16 protein-coding genes and 2 tRNA genes are annotated in these 18904 nt (G+C 73.5%); 6 read left to right on the forward strand and 12 right to left on the reverse strand.

Annotated elements, in window-relative coordinates:
* Positions 1-49: 49 nt before the first annotated feature.
* The 4 genes from M4486_RS08850 to M4486_RS08865 all read right to left on the reverse strand — a co-directional run bounded on the left by M4486_RS08850 (position 50) and on the right by M4486_RS08865 (position 3450).
* Positions 50-415 (reverse strand): chorismate mutase, encoded by a 366-nt coding sequence (locus M4486_RS08850; protein WP_283257978.1) that lies wholly within the window; start codon positions 413-415, stop codon positions 50-52.
* 72 nt (positions 416-487) lie between these two features.
* Positions 488-1885, reverse strand: coding sequence for an ATP-dependent Clp protease ATP-binding subunit ClpX (clpX, locus tag M4486_RS08855; RefSeq protein WP_249480797.1), 1398 nt, complete (start codon positions 1883-1885; stop codon positions 488-490).
* A gap of 193 nt (positions 1886-2078) precedes the next feature.
* The gene (locus M4486_RS08860) at positions 2079-2729 is read right to left on the reverse strand and encodes an ATP-dependent Clp protease proteolytic subunit (RefSeq protein WP_152352586.1); all 651 of its coding nucleotides are present in this window, start codon (positions 2727-2729) and stop codon (positions 2079-2081) included.
* Between the two features lie 106 nt (positions 2730-2835).
* Complete coding sequence (locus M4486_RS08865; protein ID WP_249480798.1) at positions 2836-3450, reverse strand: ATP-dependent Clp protease proteolytic subunit; 615 nt, start codon at positions 3448-3450, stop codon at positions 2836-2838.
* A gap of 494 nt (positions 3451-3944) precedes the next feature.
* Between M4486_RS08865 and M4486_RS08870 the strand changes: the two genes are divergently transcribed.
* Positions 3945-4763, forward strand: a complete 819-nt coding sequence (locus M4486_RS08870; protein ID WP_249480799.1) for a C40 family peptidase — start codon at positions 3945-3947, stop codon at positions 4761-4763.
* A gap of 635 nt (positions 4764-5398) precedes the next feature.
* Here the strand turns inward: M4486_RS08870 and tig are convergent.
* Entirely contained in the window at positions 5399-7114 is a 1716-nt protein-coding gene (gene tig / locus M4486_RS08875; RefSeq protein ID WP_249480800.1) for a trigger factor, read from the reverse strand.
* A gap of 89 nt (positions 7115-7203) precedes the next feature.
* Positions 7204-7277 (reverse strand) — tRNA-Pro (locus tag M4486_RS08880).
* Positions 7278-7517: 240 nt separating this feature from the next.
* Here M4486_RS08880 and M4486_RS08885 point away from each other — a divergent pair.
* Positions 7518-7591: transfer RNA gene (locus M4486_RS08885), tRNA-Gly, on the forward strand.
* Between the two features lie 188 nt (positions 7592-7779).
* Here the strand turns inward: M4486_RS08885 and M4486_RS08890 are convergent.
* Both M4486_RS08890 and M4486_RS08895 read right to left on the reverse strand, forming a co-directional pair.
* A complete protein-coding gene (locus M4486_RS08890; protein WP_249480801.1) occupies positions 7780-8583 on the reverse strand; it encodes a family 1 encapsulin nanocompartment shell protein in 804 nt (267 codons plus the stop codon).
* A complete protein-coding gene (locus M4486_RS08895; RefSeq protein WP_249480802.1) occupies positions 8580-9764 on the reverse strand; it encodes a Dyp-type peroxidase in 1185 nt (394 codons plus the stop codon). Before M4486_RS08895 ends, M4486_RS08890 begins: the two co-directional genes overlap by 4 nt.
* 175 nt (positions 9765-9939) lie before the next feature.
* On the opposite strand from M4486_RS08895, the gene M4486_RS08900 reads away from it, so the two are divergent.
* The 3 genes from M4486_RS08900 to M4486_RS08910 are packed head-to-tail and all read left to right on the forward strand — an operon-like array spanning position 9940 to position 13390.
* On the forward strand, positions 9940-11577 hold the full coding sequence (locus M4486_RS08900) for a DNA-3-methyladenine glycosylase 2 (protein ID WP_249480803.1): 1638 nt from the start codon (positions 9940-9942) through the stop codon (positions 11575-11577).
* Positions 11574-12119, forward strand: coding sequence for a methylated-DNA--[protein]-cysteine S-methyltransferase (locus M4486_RS08905; protein ID WP_249480804.1), 546 nt, complete (start codon positions 11574-11576; stop codon positions 12117-12119). Before M4486_RS08900 ends, M4486_RS08905 begins: the two co-directional genes overlap by 4 nt.
* Before the next feature lie 56 nt (positions 12120-12175).
* A complete protein-coding gene (locus M4486_RS08910; RefSeq protein ID WP_249480805.1) occupies positions 12176-13390 on the forward strand; it encodes an aminotransferase-like domain-containing protein in 1215 nt (404 codons plus the stop codon).
* Here M4486_RS08910 and M4486_RS08915 read toward each other — a convergent pair.
* Genes M4486_RS08915 through M4486_RS08925 form a run of 3 tightly spaced genes read right to left on the reverse strand, consistent with a single transcriptional unit; the run spans position 13371 to position 17151 of the window.
* Positions 13371-15011, reverse strand: coding sequence for a hypothetical protein (locus M4486_RS08915; protein WP_249480806.1), 1641 nt, complete (start codon positions 15009-15011; stop codon positions 13371-13373). The two genes, M4486_RS08910 and M4486_RS08915, sit on opposite strands and share 20 nt — an antisense overlap.
* Positions 15011-15733 (reverse strand): ABC transporter ATP-binding protein, encoded by a 723-nt coding sequence (locus tag M4486_RS08920; RefSeq protein ID WP_249480807.1) that lies wholly within the window; start codon positions 15731-15733, stop codon positions 15011-15013. The genes M4486_RS08915 and M4486_RS08920 overlap by 1 nt, the downstream gene beginning before the upstream one ends.
* A gap of 56 nt (positions 15734-15789) precedes the next feature.
* A complete protein-coding gene (locus tag M4486_RS08925) occupies positions 15790-17151 on the reverse strand; it encodes an MFS transporter (protein ID WP_249480808.1) in 1362 nt (453 codons plus the stop codon).
* 134 nt (positions 17152-17285) lie between these two features.
* Here M4486_RS08925 and M4486_RS08930 point away from each other — a divergent pair, with 134 nt between their 5' ends.
* Positions 17286-18029 carry an NAD(P)-dependent oxidoreductase gene (locus M4486_RS08930; RefSeq protein ID WP_249480809.1) on the forward strand — a complete coding sequence of 248 codons (744 nt, stop codon included), beginning with the start codon at positions 17286-17288 and terminating at the stop codon, positions 18027-18029.
* Between the two features lie 45 nt (positions 18030-18074).
* Here M4486_RS08930 and M4486_RS08935 read toward each other — a convergent pair whose 3' ends face one another.
* Positions 18075-18734 (reverse strand): SRPBCC domain-containing protein, encoded by a 660-nt coding sequence (locus M4486_RS08935; protein WP_249480810.1) that lies wholly within the window; start codon positions 18732-18734, stop codon positions 18075-18077.
* Positions 18735-18904 lie beyond the last annotated feature (170 nt).

An 18904-nucleotide genomic window follows, 5' to 3' on the forward strand; every position in this document is an offset into this window, starting at 1 on the left:
GCGGGGGCCTTCGGCCGACGGCGGGGGCACGGGCCGATCAGCCACCGGATCAGGGTGCGTCCTCGCCCCGGATCTGCTCGTGGTGGCGGATCACCTCGGTGACGATGAACTTCAGGAAGGACTCGGCGAACACGGGGTCCAGCCCGGATTCCTGGGCGAGCGCGCGCAGGCGGGCGACCTGCTGCTCCTCACGACGGGGGTCGGCGGGCGGCAGGCCGTGCTCGGCCTTCAGCCGGCCCACGCGCTGGGTGTGGCGGAAGCGCTCGGCGAGCAGGTTCACGAGCGCCGCATCGATGTTGTCGATGCTCGAGCGCTCCTCGGCGAGCAGGGCCCGGGCGCGCTCGACGGCCTCGGGCGAGCCCGCCGCGCGGGCGGCGCCCTCCGCGTCTGCGTCCCCGGTGCCGTCGGCCCGGATCTCGCTCGCACGCACGTCGGGCGGGGTGGTGTCCTCGTGGCGCGTCATGATCGCGTCTCCCTCGTGCGCCGCTCAGGCGCTCTGCTCATGGCGGTCCTCGGACTCGCGCTCGACCTCGGCGGTGGTGACCATGAGCGGGGCGCGGCCGTCCGTCACCACGCCCTCGGTGATGACCACGCGGGCGATGTCGCGCCGCGAGGGCACCTCGAACATGACCGCCTGCAGGGTCTCCTCGAGGATCGCGCGCAGGCCGCGCGCGCCGGTGCCGCGGTCGATCGCGCGCTCGGCGATGGCCTCGAGGGCGCTGCGCTCGAAGTCGAGCTCGACGCCGTCGAGCTCGAACATCTTCTGGTACTGCTTGACCAGGGCGTTCTTGGGCTCGGTGAGGATCTGGATGAGCGCCTCGCGATCCAGGTTCGCCACGCTCGTGAGCACGGGCAGGCGGCCGATGAACTCGGGGATCAGCCCGAACTTCAGCAGGTCCTCGGGCAGCAGCTTGGAGTAGATCTCCGTCTGCTCCATGGGAACGTGCAGCTCCGCGCCGAAGCCGATGCCGCGCTTGCCGATGCGCGAGCCGATGATGTCCTCCATGCCGGCGAAGGCGCCCGCCACGATGAACAGGACGTTCGTCGTGTCGATCTGGATGAACTCCTGATGGGGGTGCTTGCGGCCGCCCTGCGGCGGCACCGCGGCGACCGTCCCCTCGAGGATCTTCAGCAGCGCCTGCTGCACGCCCTCGCCGGAGACGTCCCGCGTGATCGACGGGTTCTCGGCCTTGCGGCCGATCTTGTCGACCTCGTCGATGTAGATGATGCCCCGCTCGGCCTTGGCGACGTCGTAGTCGGCGGCCTGGAGCAGCTTGAGCAGGATGTTCTCGACGTCCTCGCCCACGTAGCCGGCCTCGGTGAGCGCCGTGGCGTCGGCCATCGCGAAGGGCACGTCGAGCAGGCGCGCGAGGGTCTGGGCGAGGTAGGTCTTGCCGCATCCGGTGGGGCCGACGATCAGCACATTGGACTTGGCGACCTCGACCTCCTCCTCGGTGTTCTCCTCGGCGTCGTCGGCGCCCGGGGCGCCGGCACGAGCGGGCCCCTTCGTCCCCTTGGCGGGTGCCGCGTCCTTCGCCGTGCCGGCGACGGACGGGCCCTGGGTCGCCTCGGCGGCGGCCTCCTGGGCGCGCACGCGCTTGTAATGGTTGTAGACGGCGACCGAGAGGGCCTTCTTGGCGGGGTCCTGGCCGACGACGTACTGCTGCAGGAAGTCGAAGATCTCCCGCGGGCTGGGCAGGGGTGCGGGCTCCTCGGCGGCGGGCTTGGAGGCCTGGACCTCCTCGGCGATGATCTCGTTGCACAGCTCGATGCACTCCTCGCAGATGTACACCTGCGGGCCCGAGATCAGGCGCTCCACCTGCTTCTGCGACTTGCCGCAGAAGGAGCACTTGAACACGTCGGCTCCGTCGCTCATGCGCGCCATGTCCGTCCTCTTCCCTTTCCGGTCGGGCCGTGTGCGGCTCGTGCCGCTGCGGCCGCTGCCGCCCGCGGACGGCGTCCGCGTGCATCAACGGTAGCCCAGCGCGCTCCCGCGTCGTGGGAGACGCGCGGCCCCGGGGTCAGGAACTCCGGGGCCGCGCGCCATGCCCTGTGGGGTGCTGCAGGGCGCTGCCGGCTCAGCGCGAGAGCTGGCCGGGGGCGTCCTTCCGCGAGGCGAGGACCTGGTCGACCAGGCCGTACTCGAGGGCGCCCTGCGCGGTGAGGATCTTGTCGCGCTCGATGTCGCGGTTCACGTCCTCGGGCGCGCGGCCCGTGTGGTGGGCGAGCGTGGTCTCGAGCCACTCGCGCATGCGCAGGATCTCGTTCGCCTGGATCTCGATGTCCGAGGCCTGGCCGCCGCCCTGTCCGCCCATCGCGGGCTGGTGGATGAGGATGCGGGCGTTGGGCAGCGCGAGGCGCTTGCCGGGAGCGCCCGCCGCCAGCAGCACCGCCGCCGCGGAGGCCGCCTGCCCGAGGCACACCGTGGTGATGTCGGGCTTGATGTACTGCATGGTGTCGTAGATCGCGGTGAGCGCGGTGAACGAGCCGCCAGGGCTGTTGATGTACAGCGTGATGTCGCGGTCCGGGTCCTGCGACTCGAGCACGAGCAGCTGGGCCATGACATCGTCGGCCGAGGCGTCGTCGACCTGGACGCCCAGGAAGATGATGCGGTCCTCGAACAGCTTGGTGTAGGGGTCCTGGCGCTTGAAGCCGTACGCCGTGCGCTCCTCGTACTGCGGCAGGACATAGCGGGAGGACGGCATCGGCCCGGCCTGCGCGATGGGCATGCCGGCGCCTGCCTGGGGGGCGAAGCGGGGATCGAAGGTCACGTGGTGCTCCTTGGGTGGTTCGTGAAGACGGTTCGGGTTCGACGGATGCGGGCCGACGAGCGGCTCAGTCGTCGGTCCCGCCCCCGCCGCTGACGTCGTCCGCACGGGTGACGATCCCGTCGATGAAGCCGTACTCGAGGGCCTCGGGAGCGGTGAACCAGTGGTCGCGGTCGCCGTCGGCGATGATCTGCTCGACGCTCTTGCCGGTCTGCTCGGCCGTCAGCTCCGCCATCTGCTTCTTCATGGACAGGATCAGGTCCGCCTGGATCTTGATCTCGCTCGCGGTGCCGCCGAGGCCGCCGAGCGGCTGGTGCATGAGCACGCGGGTGTTCGGGGTCGCGTAGCGCTTGCCGGCCGTGCCCGAGGACAGCAGGAACTGGCCCATCGACGCCGCCATGCCCATGGCGATGGTGACGACGTCGGGCTGGATGTACTGCATGGTGTCGTAGATGGCCATGCCGGCGGTGATGGAGCCGCCGGGGCTGTTGATGTAGAGGTAGATGTCCTTCTCGGGGTCCTCCGCCGCGAGCAGCAGGAGCTTGGCGCAGATGGCGTTGGAGTTGTCGTCGCGCACGTCCTCCCCGAGCCAGACGATGCGCTCGCGCAGCAGGCGCTGATAGACGTTGTCGTCCAGTCCCATGGGGGTGTCGCCCGAGGCGTTGCGGGGCTGCGAGGTCATGGATTACTCCTTAGAGGGGCCGACTTCTCGATGGGGTCGACTCTATGTCGAGCGCCCGCTCCCCCGGCATGCTGTTCGCCGCAGGCGCACACCCGGGCCCCGTCCCGAGGGGGCCCGTCGGCGGACCGCGAGCGTCCCGGCGGGCCCGCCCGCGCGGGCCCGCCGGGCCGGACGACGAGGGACGCGGCCGGCCCACCGACGAAGGTGCCGCCCGCGGGGCGGGTCACGCGCTGCGCCCCTGCGCGGTAAAGGAGGCCCCCTGCCTGGCCATGAAGGTTCTGCGCTTTCCCAAGGAGTGGCAAAGGAGCCGGTCGGGGTGCACCAAACCGCTGGCCCCCACTATTCCGCGCATCTAGTCTCAAAGTGCCGGACGAAGCAGAGGCCTTCCCCGCCCGCAGCGCCGAGCACCCCGCACCGTTCATCCAGCACCGGATGAGGACCCTGCACGCCGTCATCCGACCCCCTGGATGAGACCCGGAAGGACCCCGCCTCACATGGCCCAGAAGAACACGCACCGCGCCGCCGGCCGCGCCGTCACCCCGATCAGCGCCTCCTCGGCCGCGGTCCGCACCGCGAGCGGCGCCGCCGTCCTCGGCACGGTCCTCGTCGGATCGGCCTTCACCATGCAGGGCGCGACCGCGCAGACCGCCCCCGCCGCCCCGGCCCAGAACACCGCGAGCGCGAGCACCGCCAAGGCCACCGTGACCACCACGGCCTCCGCCAAGAGCACCTCGCTCAGCGCCGGCGCGACCCTGTTCTCGGGCGTCCGCGGCGAGCGGGTCTCCGCCCTCCAGGCCTCCCTCAACGATCACGGCGCCCACCTCGCCGTGGACGGCGTGTTCGGCACCAAGACCAACGCCGCCGTGCGCGACTTCCAGTCGACCAACGGCCTGCGCGTCGACGGCCGCGTCGGCCCCGAGACCCGCGGTGCGCTGAACGGCGGCTCCTCCGCGAACGCTTCCAGCTCCTCGTCGAGCACCTCCGGCTCCTCGATCGTCTCGGCCGCGCGCTCGCAGATCGGCGTCCACTACAGCTGGGGCTCCTCGAACCCGTCCAGCGGCCTCGACTGCTCGGGCCTGACCACCTACGCCTACTCGCAGGCCGGCAAGTCCCTGCCGCGCACCTCGAGCGGCCAGGCGGCCGGCGGCACCCGCATCTCCCAGTCGCAGGCCCAGCCCGGCGACATCGTCCACTGGCCCGGTCACGTCGGCATCTACGCCGGCAACAACAAGGTCATCGACGCGTCCGGCTCCCGCCAGCAGGTCGTCGAGCGCACCATCTGGGGCAGCCCGACCTTCATCTCCTACCGCTGATCGAGCGGGCCCTCCGCGGCCCGACGATCACCACGGCAGCCCGGAACGGGGCGGCACCGCACAGGTGCCGCCCCGTTCTGCGTGTGTGCGCCCGCGGTGGACGGGAGGGAGGGAGGCGGCTGGGCCGCAGAGGAACTGCGTGCAGAAGGAGCGGGGCAGGCGGGCACAGGGGTGCGTCGCGTGCGAGAGATGCAGGGTGCGGATGTCACGGAGCGGTGTATATCGGACGTCTCTGCCACCGGTGGCAGAGACGTCCGATATACACCGCTGGAGCACATCGTCCCGCACTCACGGGGCCGGCATCGGCGCCGGGCACCACCCGTCAGTACGACCCGTCACCCTCCGCCCCACAGCGCGAGCTCGCACGCCGGGCGGCAGGGACTGGAGCCGGAACCGATGCGGGACGGGAGTTCCCGGGGGAATGCGACCGTGCGCGCGGCCGTCCTCTTGACCGCTCCGGCCGCCCTCCCCTTCCGGAGCACCGACCTACCGACCCCGGCGCACCCGGGCACACCACGACACAACTCCACGGGCACACAGGAACGGGGCGCCCGCCGGATCTCTCCGGCGGGCGGCCCGTTCCCTGTGTCCCGGGGCGTCTCAGCGGACGCGACCCGGGTGGGGTCCTGCGAGGATCACTTGTCCTCGGCGGACTCCTCGGACTTCTTGGCCGCCGTGGACTTGGCCGACGTCGCCTTGGAGGCGGCGGGCTTCTTGGCGGCCGTGGACTTCGACGCGGTGGTCTTGGTCGAGGTCGACTTCGACGCGGTCGTCTTGGAGGCGGCCGTCTTCGAGGTCGTGGACTTCGCGGCGGTCGTCTTCTTGGCGGCGGTCGAGGTGGTCGACTTCGCGGCGGTGCTCTTCTTGGCCGGAGCCTTCTTCGCCGGGGCCTTCTCCTCGCCCTCGGCGTCCTCCGCCGCAGCGGTGGACTTCGAGGCGGTGGACTTCGCGGCCGGGGCCTTCTTGGCGGGAGCCTTCTTCGCGGGGGCCTTCTTGGCCGGCGCCTTCTTCGCGGGAGCCTTCTCGGCGTCCTCGGCCTCGGCGTCACCATCGGCATCGGCATCGGCATCGGCGGAGTCGGCCTTGGCCAGCCCCAGATCGAGCACGTCGCCGGCGGTGTTCTTCACCGTGATGTCGGCGAGGGCCACGTCGAGGGCCTTGGAGCGCTGGGCCTCGGCGAAGACCTGCTCGAGCTGGCCGGACTGGGCCAGCATCGAGATGAGCTGGTTGGGGTCGATGCCGTATTGAGCGCCGAGCTGGCTCAGGTAGGACATGAGGTCCTCCTGCTCCACCTGGACCTCGCGGGTCTCGTTGAGCGCGTCGAGCACGAACTGCGCGCGGATGCCGGAGATCGTGTCCTCGCGGATCTCCTCGGCGTGCGGGTCGCCGGGCTCCTTGCCCTCGTTCTCGAGGTGCTGGGCGATCTCGTCCTCGACGAGCTGATCCGGGACGGGCAGGTCGAGGTCCGCGACGAGCTTGTCGAGGAAGGCGTTGCGGGCCAGGGCCACACGGTTGCCCTCGGCGTCCTTCGCGGCCTGCTCCTTGAGGTCGGCCTTGAGCTCGTCGATGGTGTCGAACTCGGAGGCCATCTCGGCGAACTCGTCGTCGGCCTCGGGCAGCTCGCGCACCTTCACGCTCTGGGCGGTGACGGTGATGTCGGCGTCCTCGCCGGCGCGGTCGCCGCCGGCGAGCTTCGAGGTAAAGGTCGTGGTCTCGCCGCCCGAGAGGCCGATGAGCGCCTCGTCCAGGCCGTCGAGCATGTTGCCCTCGCCGATGTGGTACGACACGCCCTCGACGGACTCGACCTCCTCGTCACCGACCTTCGCGGTCATGTCGAGGGAGACGAAGTCGCCGTCCTGCGCAGGACGGTCGACGCCCACGAGGGTGCCGAAGCGCTCGCGCAGAGCGTCCAGGCGCACCTGCACGGCGTCGTCGTCGACCGTGGGCTCCTCGATCTCGACGACCACGTCGGAGAGCTCGGGGAGGGTGAAGTCGGGGCGCACGTCCTGCTCGACGGTGAAGTTGAGGTCACCGGCGTCGGTGCCGTCCAGGCCCGGGATCTCGGTGACCTCGACCTCGGGACGGCCCAGCGGGCGGATCTCCGACTCGGTCGCGGCCTTCTGGTAGAACTCCGGCAGGGCGTCGTTGACGGCCTCCTGCATGATCGCCGGGCGACCGAAGCGCTGCTCCACCAGGCGCGTGGGGACCTTGCCCTTGCGGAAGCCCGGGATCTGCACCTGCTCGGCGATCTTCTTCGTTGCCGCCTCGACGGCCGGCTTCAGCTCGTCGAACGGCACAGCGACGGTGAGCTTCACCCGGGTCGGGCTGAGCTTCTCGACTTCGGTCTTCACGTGCAGGTCTCCCTGAGGTCTATCGGTGATCTGGACTTGTCCGGTGGCGCCGCCCCGGTGACTCGGCACGGTGGCGACCCGGCCACGGGTCGGGGTGACAGGATTTGAACCTGCGGCATCCCGCCCCCAAAGCGGGTGCTCTACCAAGCTGAGCTACACCCCGGAGGGCAACCCACCAGATCCTACCTGGTCGCTCCTGCACGCTCCCGGCCGCGTCCGGCACCTGTGATGGGAGACATGCCTCCGCAGCCCGGGGCGAGGTGCGCCGCAGCCCTGACCTCTGGTCTAATAGGAGCGGCCGCACTCGATGCAGCGAACCTCCGACGAGCCGCTCGGCTCCCGGGGTCCCGATGTTCGAGAGCACCCGAAAAGGGTGCTGAGGAACAGCATCCGCGCTGGTCACGCGGGCGTAGCTTAATGGTAAAGCCTCAGTCTTCCAAACTGATGACGCGGGTTCGATTCCCGTCGCCCGCTCCAGCTCCACCGCCCTCCGCGGCGGGACGTCGAAGAGCCCCGGACCGTTCGGTCCGGGGCTCTTCGCATGGCATCGCCCCGACGATCATCGGCTCGCTGCGGCCGTCGACGCCCGCGAGGCCCGTCGGGGAGGATCCCGTGCCGGAACCACCGGGTCCTCGGCACGGAATCGTCCCGAACACCGCTGGCGGTCACTCCGCCGCGAGCAGCGGGACCGCGGCCTCCGGCGTGTACGAGAGGAACGTGATCGACTCCTGGAAGTAGAGCGTCACGGTGTCCGCGTCGTGCGCGGAGTAGCCGATCGACACGTCCTGGCCGATGGTCAGCTCGAAGTCTCCGCCGCGGCGCGAGAGCAGCACGCCGCCCTCGATCGCGGGGGCCCACACGATCGGGCCGTCCAGCACGCGCCGGAGGTGCTCGATGATCGGGTAGCCGTGGTTGGTGGTCTCGTTGACCTCGCGGTAGGCGTCGGCGCTGAGGGCGAGCGCGTAGGGGCCGTCGATCGACTCCAGTCGCAGCGCGGTCATCGCCCGGGAGACCGCGTCGGGGTAGTCGCGCACGTCCTCGGGCAGATGATGCGCGAGCGACGTCGCCCCGGGGGTGATGCCGGTGATGTGCGCGGCGTCGAGGCCGTTGAAGATCGCGTGGTCCTCGGCGAGCGCGATGGTGCGGGCGGCGTCGACGACGGGATCCCAGTCGGGGTCCTGCGCGCCGCGGTCGACGTCGTCGATCGCCTCGCGGCTGATCGTGAAGGGGACCTTGAGCTCGGTGATCGGCTGGGACTCGCGCAGGCTCGCGCGCACGCCCTCGAGACCCAGGTCCACCCGGTGGCGGTGACCGGTGGTGACCGAGGCCAGGTCGAGACCGTGGGGTCCGCTCACGTCGACCAGGCGGCGGCCGGCGATGTTGCGGCGGAACGAGCGCTTCGCCTCGTCCTCGATGTCCTCCCACGCCGCCGCGGAGATCGGCGCGAGCTCGCGATGCAGGTTGTTCATGGCGTCTCCTTCGTCCCGGCGGGGCCGGGGTCGTGCGGGGCGGTGGCGTGCGGGGCGAGGTCGTGCGGGGCGGTCGGCTCGAGAGCCCCGATGCCCAGCGAGCCCTCGGCAGGATCCGGAGAGGCAGGGGTCGCGGGGTCCGAGGACCTGGACGGACCGGAGGGGTCCGCGCCGGCATCCGCCCGGGGCTCGTCGTCCCCGTCGGCGCCCTCGCCCCCGTCGGCCCCGTCCTCCGGCGCGGGCGGGATGTCGTCGAGGAAGTCGAGGGCGGGGACGAAGAAGTGGGTGCCGGTGAGGGCGGTCGAGAAGTCCAGGAGCCGGTCGTGGTTCGTGCCCTCGGGGTCTCCCAGGAACATGTTGCGCAGCATCTGCTCGGTGACGTCGAGGTCGCGCGAATAGCCGATGAAGTAGGTGCCGAACTCGTCGGCCGCGGCGCTGCCGAAGGGCATGTTGTCGCGCACGATCTTCAGCTGCGTGCCGTCCGCGTCCTCGATGACGGTGAGGGCGGTGTGGGAGTCGGCGGGCTTGGTCTCGTCGTCCATCTCGACGTTGTCCCACTTGTGGCGGCCGATGGCGTCGGCCTGGTGCTCGACGGCGAGCTGCTCCCAGCCGTCCATGTCGTGCACGTACTTCTGGACGGTCACGTAGCTGCCGCCGACGAAGTCGGGGTCCGCGTCCTCGTCGAGGAGCACGAACTGCTGCGCCTCGCGGCCCTCGGGGTTCTCGGTGCCGTCGACGAAGCCGATGACGTCGCGGGAGTCGAAGTAGCGGAACCCGTGGACCTCGTCCTGCACGGTCGTGAACGGCCGCAGCTGCCGCATGAGCTGGCCGGCGAGCTCGAAGCACATGTCCATGCGGTGAGCGCGGATGTGGAAGAGCAGGTCGCCGGGGGTTGACGGGGCGTCGTGGACCTTCCCGGACAGGGCGGGGAAGGTGCGCAGCCCTTTCGGCGCGGGGCCGGAGAACAGGCGGGACCAGGCGCGGGCGCCGATGCCCGCCACGCAGCCGAGGTCGGCCTCGATGATCCGCGAGCGCACGGTGCGCAGGGTCCCGGTGAAGCCGTCGAGGACCTCGCGCACGCCGTCCTCGCCGCCCTCGTCGATGGTCAGGACGAGGAAGATCGCCGACTCGGTGAGCGGTCGCAGGATCCTCTGCGGGATCGGTGCGCTCAGATCGTCCACGTGCTGTCTCCCCTGCTCGTCGACCGCGGGCCGAGGCATGCGCGCCCCGTCCGTCTCACAGGCTAGACCCTCGCCCGAGGGCCGCATGCAGGGTCGGCGCGAGCAGACCGACGTCCCCCGCCGCCGTGTCCGATTCCCGCTGGCGCCGCTGGTGCGCAGGGGGTTCACTGGGGGCATGGACGAGATGACGGACGACGAGCGCTTCGCCGCGATCCGGGCGCAGGATGCCCGCTTCGACGGCACGTTCTTCACGTGCGTCCGCTCGACGGGGATCTTCTGCCGCCCCTCGTGCCCGGCGCGCACCCCGGCGCGCGCGAACGTCGACTTCGCCCCGTCGGCCGCGGCGGCGGTCGAGGCCGGTTTCCGCGCCTGCAAGCGCTGCGGCCCGTCGGCCCCGCCCGGATCGCCGGACGAGGACCCCGCCGGCGATCTCGCGCGCCGCGCGCTGCGCCTCATCGACGGCGGCGCGCTCGACGACGGCTCGGTGCCGCAGCTCGCCGCGCGCCTCGCGGTCTCCGAGCGCACACTGCACCGGGCGCTCAGCGCCCGCACCGGGGCGGGCGCCCTCGCCCATGCGCGCATGCGTCGTGCCCGGCGCGCCCACGACCTCGTCCTGGAGACGGATCTCCCGCTCTCGCGGGTCGCGTTCGCCGCCGGGTTCGGCAGCGAGCGCCAGCTCCACGACACGTTCACGACCGTGTTCGGCCACGCGCCCTCGACCGTCCGGGAGCGCAGGGGGCGGGACAGGGCACGGGCCGACGGGCCGACGGGACCCGCGGCCGACGGCGCCGCCCATCTGCGGGCGCGCCTGGCGGTGCGCCTCCCCTTCGACGGGGACGGGCTCGCCCGCTGGTTCGCCGCGCGCGCCGTGCCCGGCGTCGACGAGGTCGTCATCGATGAGGTCGGGGAGAGTGCGGCCCCCGTCTGGCGATCCGCCGTGCGCCTCCCCCACGGCCCCGCCGTGCTCGAGGTCGCGCTGCCGTCGCTGCCGGGCACGGGCTCGTCCCCCGCGGGCGCCGATCCCTCCGTCGCGGGCGCCGGGCCCTCCGTCACGGGCACCGGGCCCGACCTCGCGAGCGCGGGCACGACGCGTCTGCCCGCCACCATGCACCTGGCCGACGTGCGCGACTACGGCGCGGCGGTCGGCCTCGCGCGGCGACTGCTGGACCTGGACGCGGATCCCCTCGGCATCGACGAGGCGCTCCCGCGCTCCCTGCCGGCCCTCGGCCCGCTCGTCGCGGCCAGGCCCGGGGTGCGCCTGCCCGGACTGCCCTCGCTCGCCGACGCGCTGATGTGGGCGATCGTCGGGCAGCAGATCACCGCCGCCCAGGCCCGTGACCAGATCGCGCGCGCCACGGACCTCGCCGGCGAGACGTTGCCGCCCTCGCTGCACGTGGGCGGCGTGCACCGCTTGGGCCCGACGCCCGCGGAGGCCGCCGCCCGTGCCGAGGACTGGTACCGCGGACCCGGTGCCCGCCGCCGCGCCCTGGTCGGCGCGCTCACCGAGACCCCCGACGCCGACGCCCTGGATCCCGCGCAGCTCCACGACGCCGTGCTCGCGCTGTCCGGCGTCGGCCCGTGGACCGCCGGGTACGCGCTGCTGCGCGGCACCCGCGGCAGCGACCTGGCTCCCCCACGGGACGTCGCCCTGCTCGCCGCCGCCCGCGACCTCGGCCTCGCCGACGACCTCGACGACCTCCCCGCGTCCCTCGCACCCGCCGCCCCCTGGCGCTCGTACGCGAGCCTGCACCTGTGGCATCACGCCGCCTCCCTGCCACCCGCCCGCCGCACCCGAAGGACACGCACCTCATGAACCGCACGACCACCCGATCCGCCGTAACCTCCGCCTCGCACCCCGCGCGCCATCTCGCCGTCGAGACCCCCGTCGGCCGCTATCTGATCGCGGCCCGTCGCACGGCCGACGGCGACGCCGTCACCGGCGTCTGGCGCGAGGCCCAGGCGCACTTCCCGCGCGCCGAGCGCCTCGGCTCCCACGTGACCGGGAAGGATCCGCTTCTCGAGGAGGCCTCGCAGCAGCTCCTCGACTTCCTCGCGGGCACCCGCACCGTGTTCGACGTGCCCCTGCGCCTCGAGGGCACGGCCTTCCAGTGCAGCGTGTGGGAGCAGCTGCGCCGGATCCCCTTCGGCGACACCACCACGTACGGGTCGCTCGCCCGGCAGATCGGCTCGCCGCGCGCCGCGCAGGCGGTCGGCGCGGCCGTCGGCGCGAACCCGATCTCGATCCTCGTGCCCTGCCACCGGGTGGTCGCGGCCGACGGCTCCCTCACCGGCTACGCGGGAGGCATCGGCACGAAGGAGGCGCTGCTGCGCATCGAGGGCGTGCTCGGCGCCTGAGAGCCTCACATCGCGCCCTGCGCGGCGGGCCGTCGCCCGCGTGCGAGCATGTCCCCATGTCCACGCAGATGAGCTCGGCCAGCACCTCCGACTTCGCCTTCCCCGTCGCCGCCCGCTACGCCGGGATGGCCAGCTCGCCGCTCAAGGACATCTTCTCCCTCGCCGCCCGGCCGGACGTCGTCTCCTTCGCCGGGGGCATCCCCGACCCGTCCCTGTTCGCCCTCGAGGACATCGCCGAGTGCTACGACTGGGTGCTGCGCGAGCGTGGGACCCGCGCCCTGCAGTACGGGGTGAGCGAGGGCGAGGCGGAGCTGCGCGAGCAGGCCGCGCGCCGGCTCTCGCGCGAGCTGCCCACCGACGCCTCCCAGATCCGCGTCACCTCGGGTTCGCAGGAGGGGCTGTTCGTCGCCGCGGAGGCGCTCATCGAGCCGGGCGACGTGGTGCTCGTCGAGTCCCCCACCTACCTCGCCGCGGTGCAGGCCTTCGCGGTCCACGGGGCGCGCATGGTCGGTGTGGAGACGGACGACGGCGGCGTGCTGCCCGATGCGCTGGACGCCGCGATCCGCGCGCACCACCCGCGACTGGTCTACCTGATCCCCACCTTCCAGAACCCCACCGGGCGCTCGATGTCCGCCGAGCGCCGCGCACAGGTCGCGGACGTGCTGCGTCGCCACGACGTCCCGCTCATCGAGGACGACCCCTACGGCGAGCTGTCCTTCGACGGCGAGCGCTTCGCGCCGATCGCGTCCGAGCCCGGCATGTCCTCGCGCACCCTGCTCATGAAGTCGATGTCCAAGCTCATGAGCCCGGGGGTGCGGATCGGCTGGATCCGGGCCGAGGGCCCGATCCTGGACACCCTGGCCGTCGCGAAGGCCGCGATCTCCATGCAGTCCTCCGTGGTCGACCAGCTCACGGTGGCCCGCTACCTCGAGACCAAGGACCTCGACGCGCACGTCGCGAAGGTCATCGAGGTCTACCGCGAGCGACGGGACGCGATGGCGCAGGCCCTCACGGGCCGGCTCCCCGAGGGCGCGCACGTCACGCGCCCGCAGGGCGGCATGTTCCTGTGGGCCGCTCTCGGCGAGGGCTGGGATGCGCAGGACCTGCTGGCCGACGCGGTCTCCGCGGGCGTCGCGTACCTGCCCGGCTGGTCGTTCTTCGCCGAGGACGCGGACCGCTCGACGATGCGCCTGAGCTTCGTCACCCACTCCCCCGAGGTGATCGCGGACGGCGTGGGCCGCCTGGGAGAGGTCATCGCCCGCCGCGGCTGAGCTCCTGGACGCGTCGTCGCGCATCGCTCGCGAGCAGCGCCCCGGCGACCGCCCACAGTCCGATCCCCCAGGCCCAGGACGCCCCGAGGGCGAGGAACAGCAGGCCCGCGGCGAGCAGCGCGAACAGGACCGCGTCGGCCTGCCAGGCGACGAGCGGGAGGATCGAGGCGTCGCCCTGCGGCGTCGGGATCGGCGTGGCGAGCGCGAGGGGCATCGGCCCCTTCGCGGCGTCGCGCGCCCGTCCGATGATCATCAGCGGCACGAGCGCCGGGGCGAGCACGACGGCGAGCGCGCCGACGGTGCCCGCTCCCGGCCCCGGGTCCGGCAGCACGAGGGCCCCGAGGCCGGAGCCGAGCACGCTGAGCAGGCCGATGACGAGCAGCGGCGCGAGGGAGTGCAGGAGGACCTGGGCGCCCACGCCCTGCGCGAGCAGGCGCGGCGCACCGAGGGACTCGACGCCGTGGCGCAGGCCGTCGACGAACACGCCGCTCGCGCTCCACAGCAGGAGCGCCCCGAGCACGAGCGCCGCGAATCCGAGCGGCCCCATCAGCACCCGGGCGGCCACCAGGAGGATGCTCGCGGCGAGGACGCCGAGCACGCCGAGGACGAGCCGCTCAGGGGTGCTCACGAGCGCGACCAGATCACGCCGCAGGTAGAGGCCGATGAGTCCCGCGCTCCGCGCGCCCGCCCGCACGGCCGGCAGGCGGCGGCCCGCCGAGGGCCGCACCCGATAGGTGCCGGCGGCCGCCGCGAGGTCACCGCTGCGCGCGCTCGTGAGCGCCGACTCCCAGCGCGCGGCCTGCTCGAGGAGCACCGTGCCGCGCACGCGGTCGAGCGCGGGAACGCACAGGATCGCCGCGAGCAGCCCGAGGACGAGGACGGCCAGCGCCGCGACCCACGGGACGCCCGCGTCCGCGCCTCCGACGGGATACGCGAGCGCGAGCAGGTGCCGGACCGGTCCGCCGCCGCGCACCGTCCCGAGCACCGCGCCGGCGCCCGCGAGGCCGAGCACGAGCGCGAGGACGCGGCGCCCTCCCCCGGGCAGGACCTGACCGGCGAGCCACGCGCCCTCGAGGAGCGCCGTCGTGCCGAGGCCCGCGATCCCCAGGGCGACGGCCCCGGCGGGGCTCGTCGCCCCTCCGAGCACGAGGACCCAGCCGATCACGCCGGCGAGCGCGAGCAGTCCGATCGCGAGCGCCGCGCCCGTGCGGGCGAAGGGCCGCACCAGGGCGGTGCGCCGCGGACGGTGCGAGGAGGCGAGGGTGACCACGAAGAACGGCGGCAGCACCGCCGGCCCGCGGCTCGCCCCGAGCAGGACGAGCAGTCCTGCCGCGAGGAGCAGCCCGGCGGTCACGAGGCCGCCCGCCGCGGGGGCGGAGATCACGGGGAGCACGTCGGGCCGGGCGAGCAGGAGGCCGAGCTCGCGCAGCAGCGGCACGGCGATCACGAGGATCGTGATGACGACCAGGTACAGGAGATAGGCGAGGTCGAGGGCGCCGCGGGCGTTCGCCCGGGCCGCCCAGACCCGTGCGACGGCGTCCTTCGCGGCGCGGTCCTGCACGGCGAGATCCTGCGCGGCGGCGTTCTGCACGGCGGGATCCCGCGCGGCCGGGTCGGCCATCAGCGCGCCCCGTCCGCGTCGCCGTCGTGCGCGCTCCCACCGGCGTCCGGGCCGTCGTCCTCCGCGTCGCCCGCGAGCTCCACGGTCTTCGTGGCGAGGGCCTCCGCGAGGCGGGGGCTGTGGGTCGCGACGACGATGGCGGCGCCGCCCTCCGCGCGCCGTGCGAGGGCGTCGATCACGCGCTCCAGGCGGTCGGGATCCAGGCGCTGCTCGGGCTCGTCGAGGGCGAGCACCCGGGAGGGACGAGCGAGGGTGAGGGCGATCGCGACCAGCTGGGACTGCCCGCTCGAGAGCTCGTGCGGGTACCGGCGGGCGAGCGCGGCGATGCCGAGCTCCTCGAGCAGGGCGTCGGAGGCCTCGCCCGCGGCGCGCGGTCCGCTGCCCCAGGTGGCGGCGACGAAGCGCAGGTGCTCGGCGATGGTGAGGTCGCGCGCGGTCATGGGAGGGCCGATGAGGGCGGCGAGCGCGCGGCGGAACTCCCTGTCGCGGTCGTCGGGCGCCCGGCCCGCGATGCGCACCCTTCCCGTGGTCGGTGCGAGCAGGCCGGCGAGTACACGCAGCAGCGTGGTCTTGCCCGCGCCGTTGGGGCCGCGCAGGGCGAGCACGCCGCGGGCGTCGACGGACCCGGTGGCGTCGTCGAGCATGAGCACGTCGTCCTGGAGAACGGCCACGTCCTCGAAGAGCACGAGCGGGGACGGCGAGGTGCTCGGGGTGCGCGGCATGCATCGATGGAACCTCATGGGGGCCGTCCCGCGCATCCGACGATCGTCGTCCGGTCTCAGCCCCGTCGCGGCTCGGGGGCGGGCGTGTGCCGCGGCAGCACCCGGGCGAGCCAGGCCCCGCCGCCGAGGCAGAGCACTCCGCTCGCGATCGCTGCGGCGGCCACCGGTGCCAGCAGGGTGATCACGGTGACCAGCAGCGGGGCGGTCAGCCGGCCCACGCCGATCATGGTGTTCCACCAGGCCAGGTACGTGGTGCGTCCGTGCACCGGGGAGACGTCGATGCCGAGCGTCATCACGATGCCCGACCCCAGTCCGTTGCCCAGCGAGATGAGCAGGCTCGGGATCAGCAGGGCGAGCACGGCGACGGAGCCGCCGGTCGTGCCCGCGCGCAGGGCGAGCACCCCCATGAGCACGAAGCCGGCGCCCATGATGAGCGAGCACGGCACGGCCACGGCGGCGCGGCCGAAGCGGTCCATGAGCACGCCGGCCGGCACCACGAGCGCGATGTCGAGGACGGCGGAGACGCCGAAGATGATGGAGATCGTGGTGGCGTCGACCCCGAGGACGGCGCCGAGCAGCGGGACGATCGTCGGCCGGTTCACGCGCGCCATCATCAGCGGGGTGATGCCCAGGCCGACCACGAGCATGCGGGCGAGCACCCCGCGGGTCAGGCGCGAGCGGGCGGCGCTGCGTCGGGGCGCATCCGCCCGGGCCGGAGCGCCCCGGGAGCGGCCGGCGGCCCCGCCCGCTGTCGCGTTCGCTCGCGGCGCCCGTCGGCCCTCGCCCGGCACCATGAACACCGCGACCATGATCGTCGCCGCCCCGCTGAGCACGGCGAACAGGGCGAAGACCCAGCTCTCGTGGCCCAGCGCCGTCACGCCCGCGCCGAGCAGCGGGCCGACGACCTGGCCGATGCGCATCATGCCGCCGAACAGGGTCATCCCCCGCGCGCGGACGGCCGCGGGCAGCGCCCCTCCGAGATAGGACTGGCGCCCGAGCGCCCACACCTGGGAGCTCGTGGCCATCACCACGAGCAGCACGACGAGCATGACGCGGTGGACGAGGGTCGGCCCCTCGGCGAGTCCGCGGCCGATGACCACGAGCGCCACGAGGTTGGTGATGACGAGCACCACGCCCGTGCCCACGAGCGCCCGCTGCGCGCCCACGCGGTCCATGAGCCGACCCGAGGGGATGGGGCCCAGGACCGCGGCGATGCCGAAGACCAGCGTGATCGCGGCCGTCATCGGCACGGAGAACCCCAGCGCGAGCGCGAGCAGAGGGATCACGGGAAGCAGCGCGTTGCTGCCCGAGGCCTCGATGAGGGTGGGTGCGTACACCGGGCCGACGAGGGAGCGGATCACGCTGCGGGCGTCCTCCCCTCCGAGCCTCTCGGGGGCGGAGGAGGGGCGCGATGTCACGCCCTTACTCTCCCATCGGATCGTTCGCCAGGGCAAAGACCGTCCATCCGCGCGGGAGGACGGGGCGGACGGGGAGGGCCCGGGGCGCCCGGTGGCGGGATACCCGCGGGTCACCTCCGGGATACCGTGGTCCCATGAGCAGCGCGCGCCCCGACCCCACCCCCGTCCACCCTCGGATCGCGGTGTTCGGGGCCGACGGGCTGCTCGGCGAGGCCGTCGCCCGCGACGCGCTGCTGCGCTCCCTCGAGGTGGTGAGCGCCGCCGAGGATCCCTCGCGGCTCGCGCGCATCTCCCCCGCCCAGATGCTCGTGCGCATCGACCCGGGCGACCCGGTCGGCCTGCTCGACGCGCTCGAGGGCGCCGACGCCGTCGTCCTCGCCCTCGATCCCGACACCGCCGCGGCAGGCCGCTCCGCGGACGCGGGCCCCGGCGCGGACGATGTCGACCTGGTCATGAGCGTGATCCGCGGGATGCGCCGACGCCACGTCCCCCGGCTCGTCGCCTCGTCCTCGCTCGCCCTGCACGGCGATCCCGCGGCCCCGCGCGTGGACCGCTCGCTGCGCCGCGTGCTCGGGGAGCTCGGGCGCGAGCTGCGCGGGGCCGCGGACCAAGCGGCGCGCGCCCGCGATCTGCGCCGCTGCGAGATGCTCGTGGCGGGCAGCGGCCTGGACTGGACGCTGCTGCGCGCCGGTCGGCTCACCGATCTTCTCGGCACGCGCTCGCCCCGCCTGGTGCGGGCCGACGGCGCGGCGGCCGATCCGCAGGACCCGCGCACCCGTGCGATCCCGCGCGAGGACCTCGCCCGGGCGCTCGTGGACCAGGCGCTCGTCGCGGGTGATCCGCGCGCCCGGGTGCGGGCGGTCGCCGTCGACTCCTGAGCCGGCCGCTCCTGACCCGGACGCCCCGGAGCCGGCCGCGTCCGCTCAGACGGCGGCGGGGCTCGCCCCGCCGTAGGCGGCGGTGGTCGCGATCTCTCCCCGCCGGGCCTGGTCGGGATCGGTGCCCGCCGCGGTCGAGGCGGCGGCCCAGCGGATCGACCAGGCGCGCAAGAACCCGCGGCCCTCGTCGCTCGCGAGCCACTGCGGGGTGGGCAGCGGGACGGGGCGGCCGCACATGTCCTCCCAACCGCGACTGAAGGCCGCGAGGCCGAGGAGGGCGAGGTCCCAGCCGACGGCGAGCGCGCCGGGCCCGAACTGCGCGAAGACGCCCGGGTCCATGGCGGTGGTGTGCACGAGCTCGAGGGAGGTCGAGCCGTCGTCCACGGGGTCCAGCCGCAGCAGCAGATCGTCCTGGCGCCCCTCGTACTCCCAGGTGAGGTGGAGGGCATGGGGCGCCTCGACCTCGAGCACGCGGCCGCTCGCGGCGGGCGCCCGGAAGCTGCCGCCCTCGCGGAGGTCCCCGGTGACCGGGCCGTACCACTGCACGAGCTGCGCGGGATCGGTGAGCAGGGGCCAGAGCCGCACGGGCGCCGGTGCGAGATTCGTCGAGAGGGTGGAGGTGACGCCGAACGCGTCCTCTCCGGGGACGATGTCGAGGGTCCTTCGGACCGCGTCGACGAGAGGGTCTGCCGCAGAAGCGGTCATCCGTGCTCCTTGCAGGGGAGAGGCTCGAGGGGTGTGGCGCTGCCGTGACGCAGGCGACCAGATCGTACGCCGGACGCGAGGCGACCCGCCAGGGTCCGGCGCCCGGTGTGCACGACCCGCCGCGCGCACGTCACATCCTCGACATGCGGCGGCCCGTCCGCGGTCGACGG

Origin of the sequence: Brachybacterium kimchii, from assembly GCF_023373525.1 — a bacterium.
Lineage (GTDB): Bacteria > Actinomycetota > Actinomycetes > Actinomycetales > Dermabacteraceae > Brachybacterium > Brachybacterium kimchii.

Bases quoted from the DNA above. Each gene is read 5' to 3' on its own strand.
- clpX (WP_249480797.1), bottom strand. From the start codon at position 1,885: ATGGCGCGCATGAGCGACGGAGCCGACGTGTTCAAGTGCTCCTTCTGC.
- M4486_RS08860 (WP_152352586.1), bottom strand. From the start codon at position 2,729: ATGCCCATCGCGCAGGCCGGGCCGATGCCGTCCTCCCGCTATGTCCTG.
- M4486_RS08865 (WP_249480798.1), bottom strand. From the start codon at position 3,450: ATGACCTCGCAGCCCCGCAACGCCTCGGGCGACACCCCCATGGGACTG.
- M4486_RS08870 (WP_249480799.1), top strand. From the start codon at position 3,945: ATGGCCCAGAAGAACACGCACCGCGCCGCCGGCCGCGCCGTCACCCCG.
- M4486_RS08890 (WP_249480801.1), bottom strand. From the start codon at position 8,583: ATGAACAACCTGCATCGCGAGCTCGCGCCGATCTCCGCGGCGGCGTGG.
- M4486_RS08900 (WP_249480803.1), top strand. From the start codon at position 9,940: ATGGACGAGATGACGGACGACGAGCGCTTCGCCGCGATCCGGGCGCAG.
- M4486_RS08905 (WP_249480804.1), top strand. From the start codon at position 11,574: ATGAACCGCACGACCACCCGATCCGCCGTAACCTCCGCCTCGCACCCC.
- M4486_RS08910 (WP_249480805.1), top strand. From the start codon at position 12,176: ATGTCCACGCAGATGAGCTCGGCCAGCACCTCCGACTTCGCCTTCCCC.
- M4486_RS08915 (WP_249480806.1), bottom strand. From the start codon at position 15,011: ATGGCCGACCCGGCCGCGCGGGATCCCGCCGTGCAGAACGCCGCCGCG.
- M4486_RS08920 (WP_249480807.1), bottom strand. From the start codon at position 15,733: ATGCCGCGCACCCCGAGCACCTCGCCGTCCCCGCTCGTGCTCTTCGAG.
- M4486_RS08930 (WP_249480809.1), top strand. From the start codon at position 17,286: ATGAGCAGCGCGCGCCCCGACCCCACCCCCGTCCACCCTCGGATCGCG.
- M4486_RS08935 (WP_249480810.1), bottom strand. From the start codon at position 18,734: ATGACCGCTTCTGCGGCAGACCCTCTCGTCGACGCGGTCCGAAGGACC.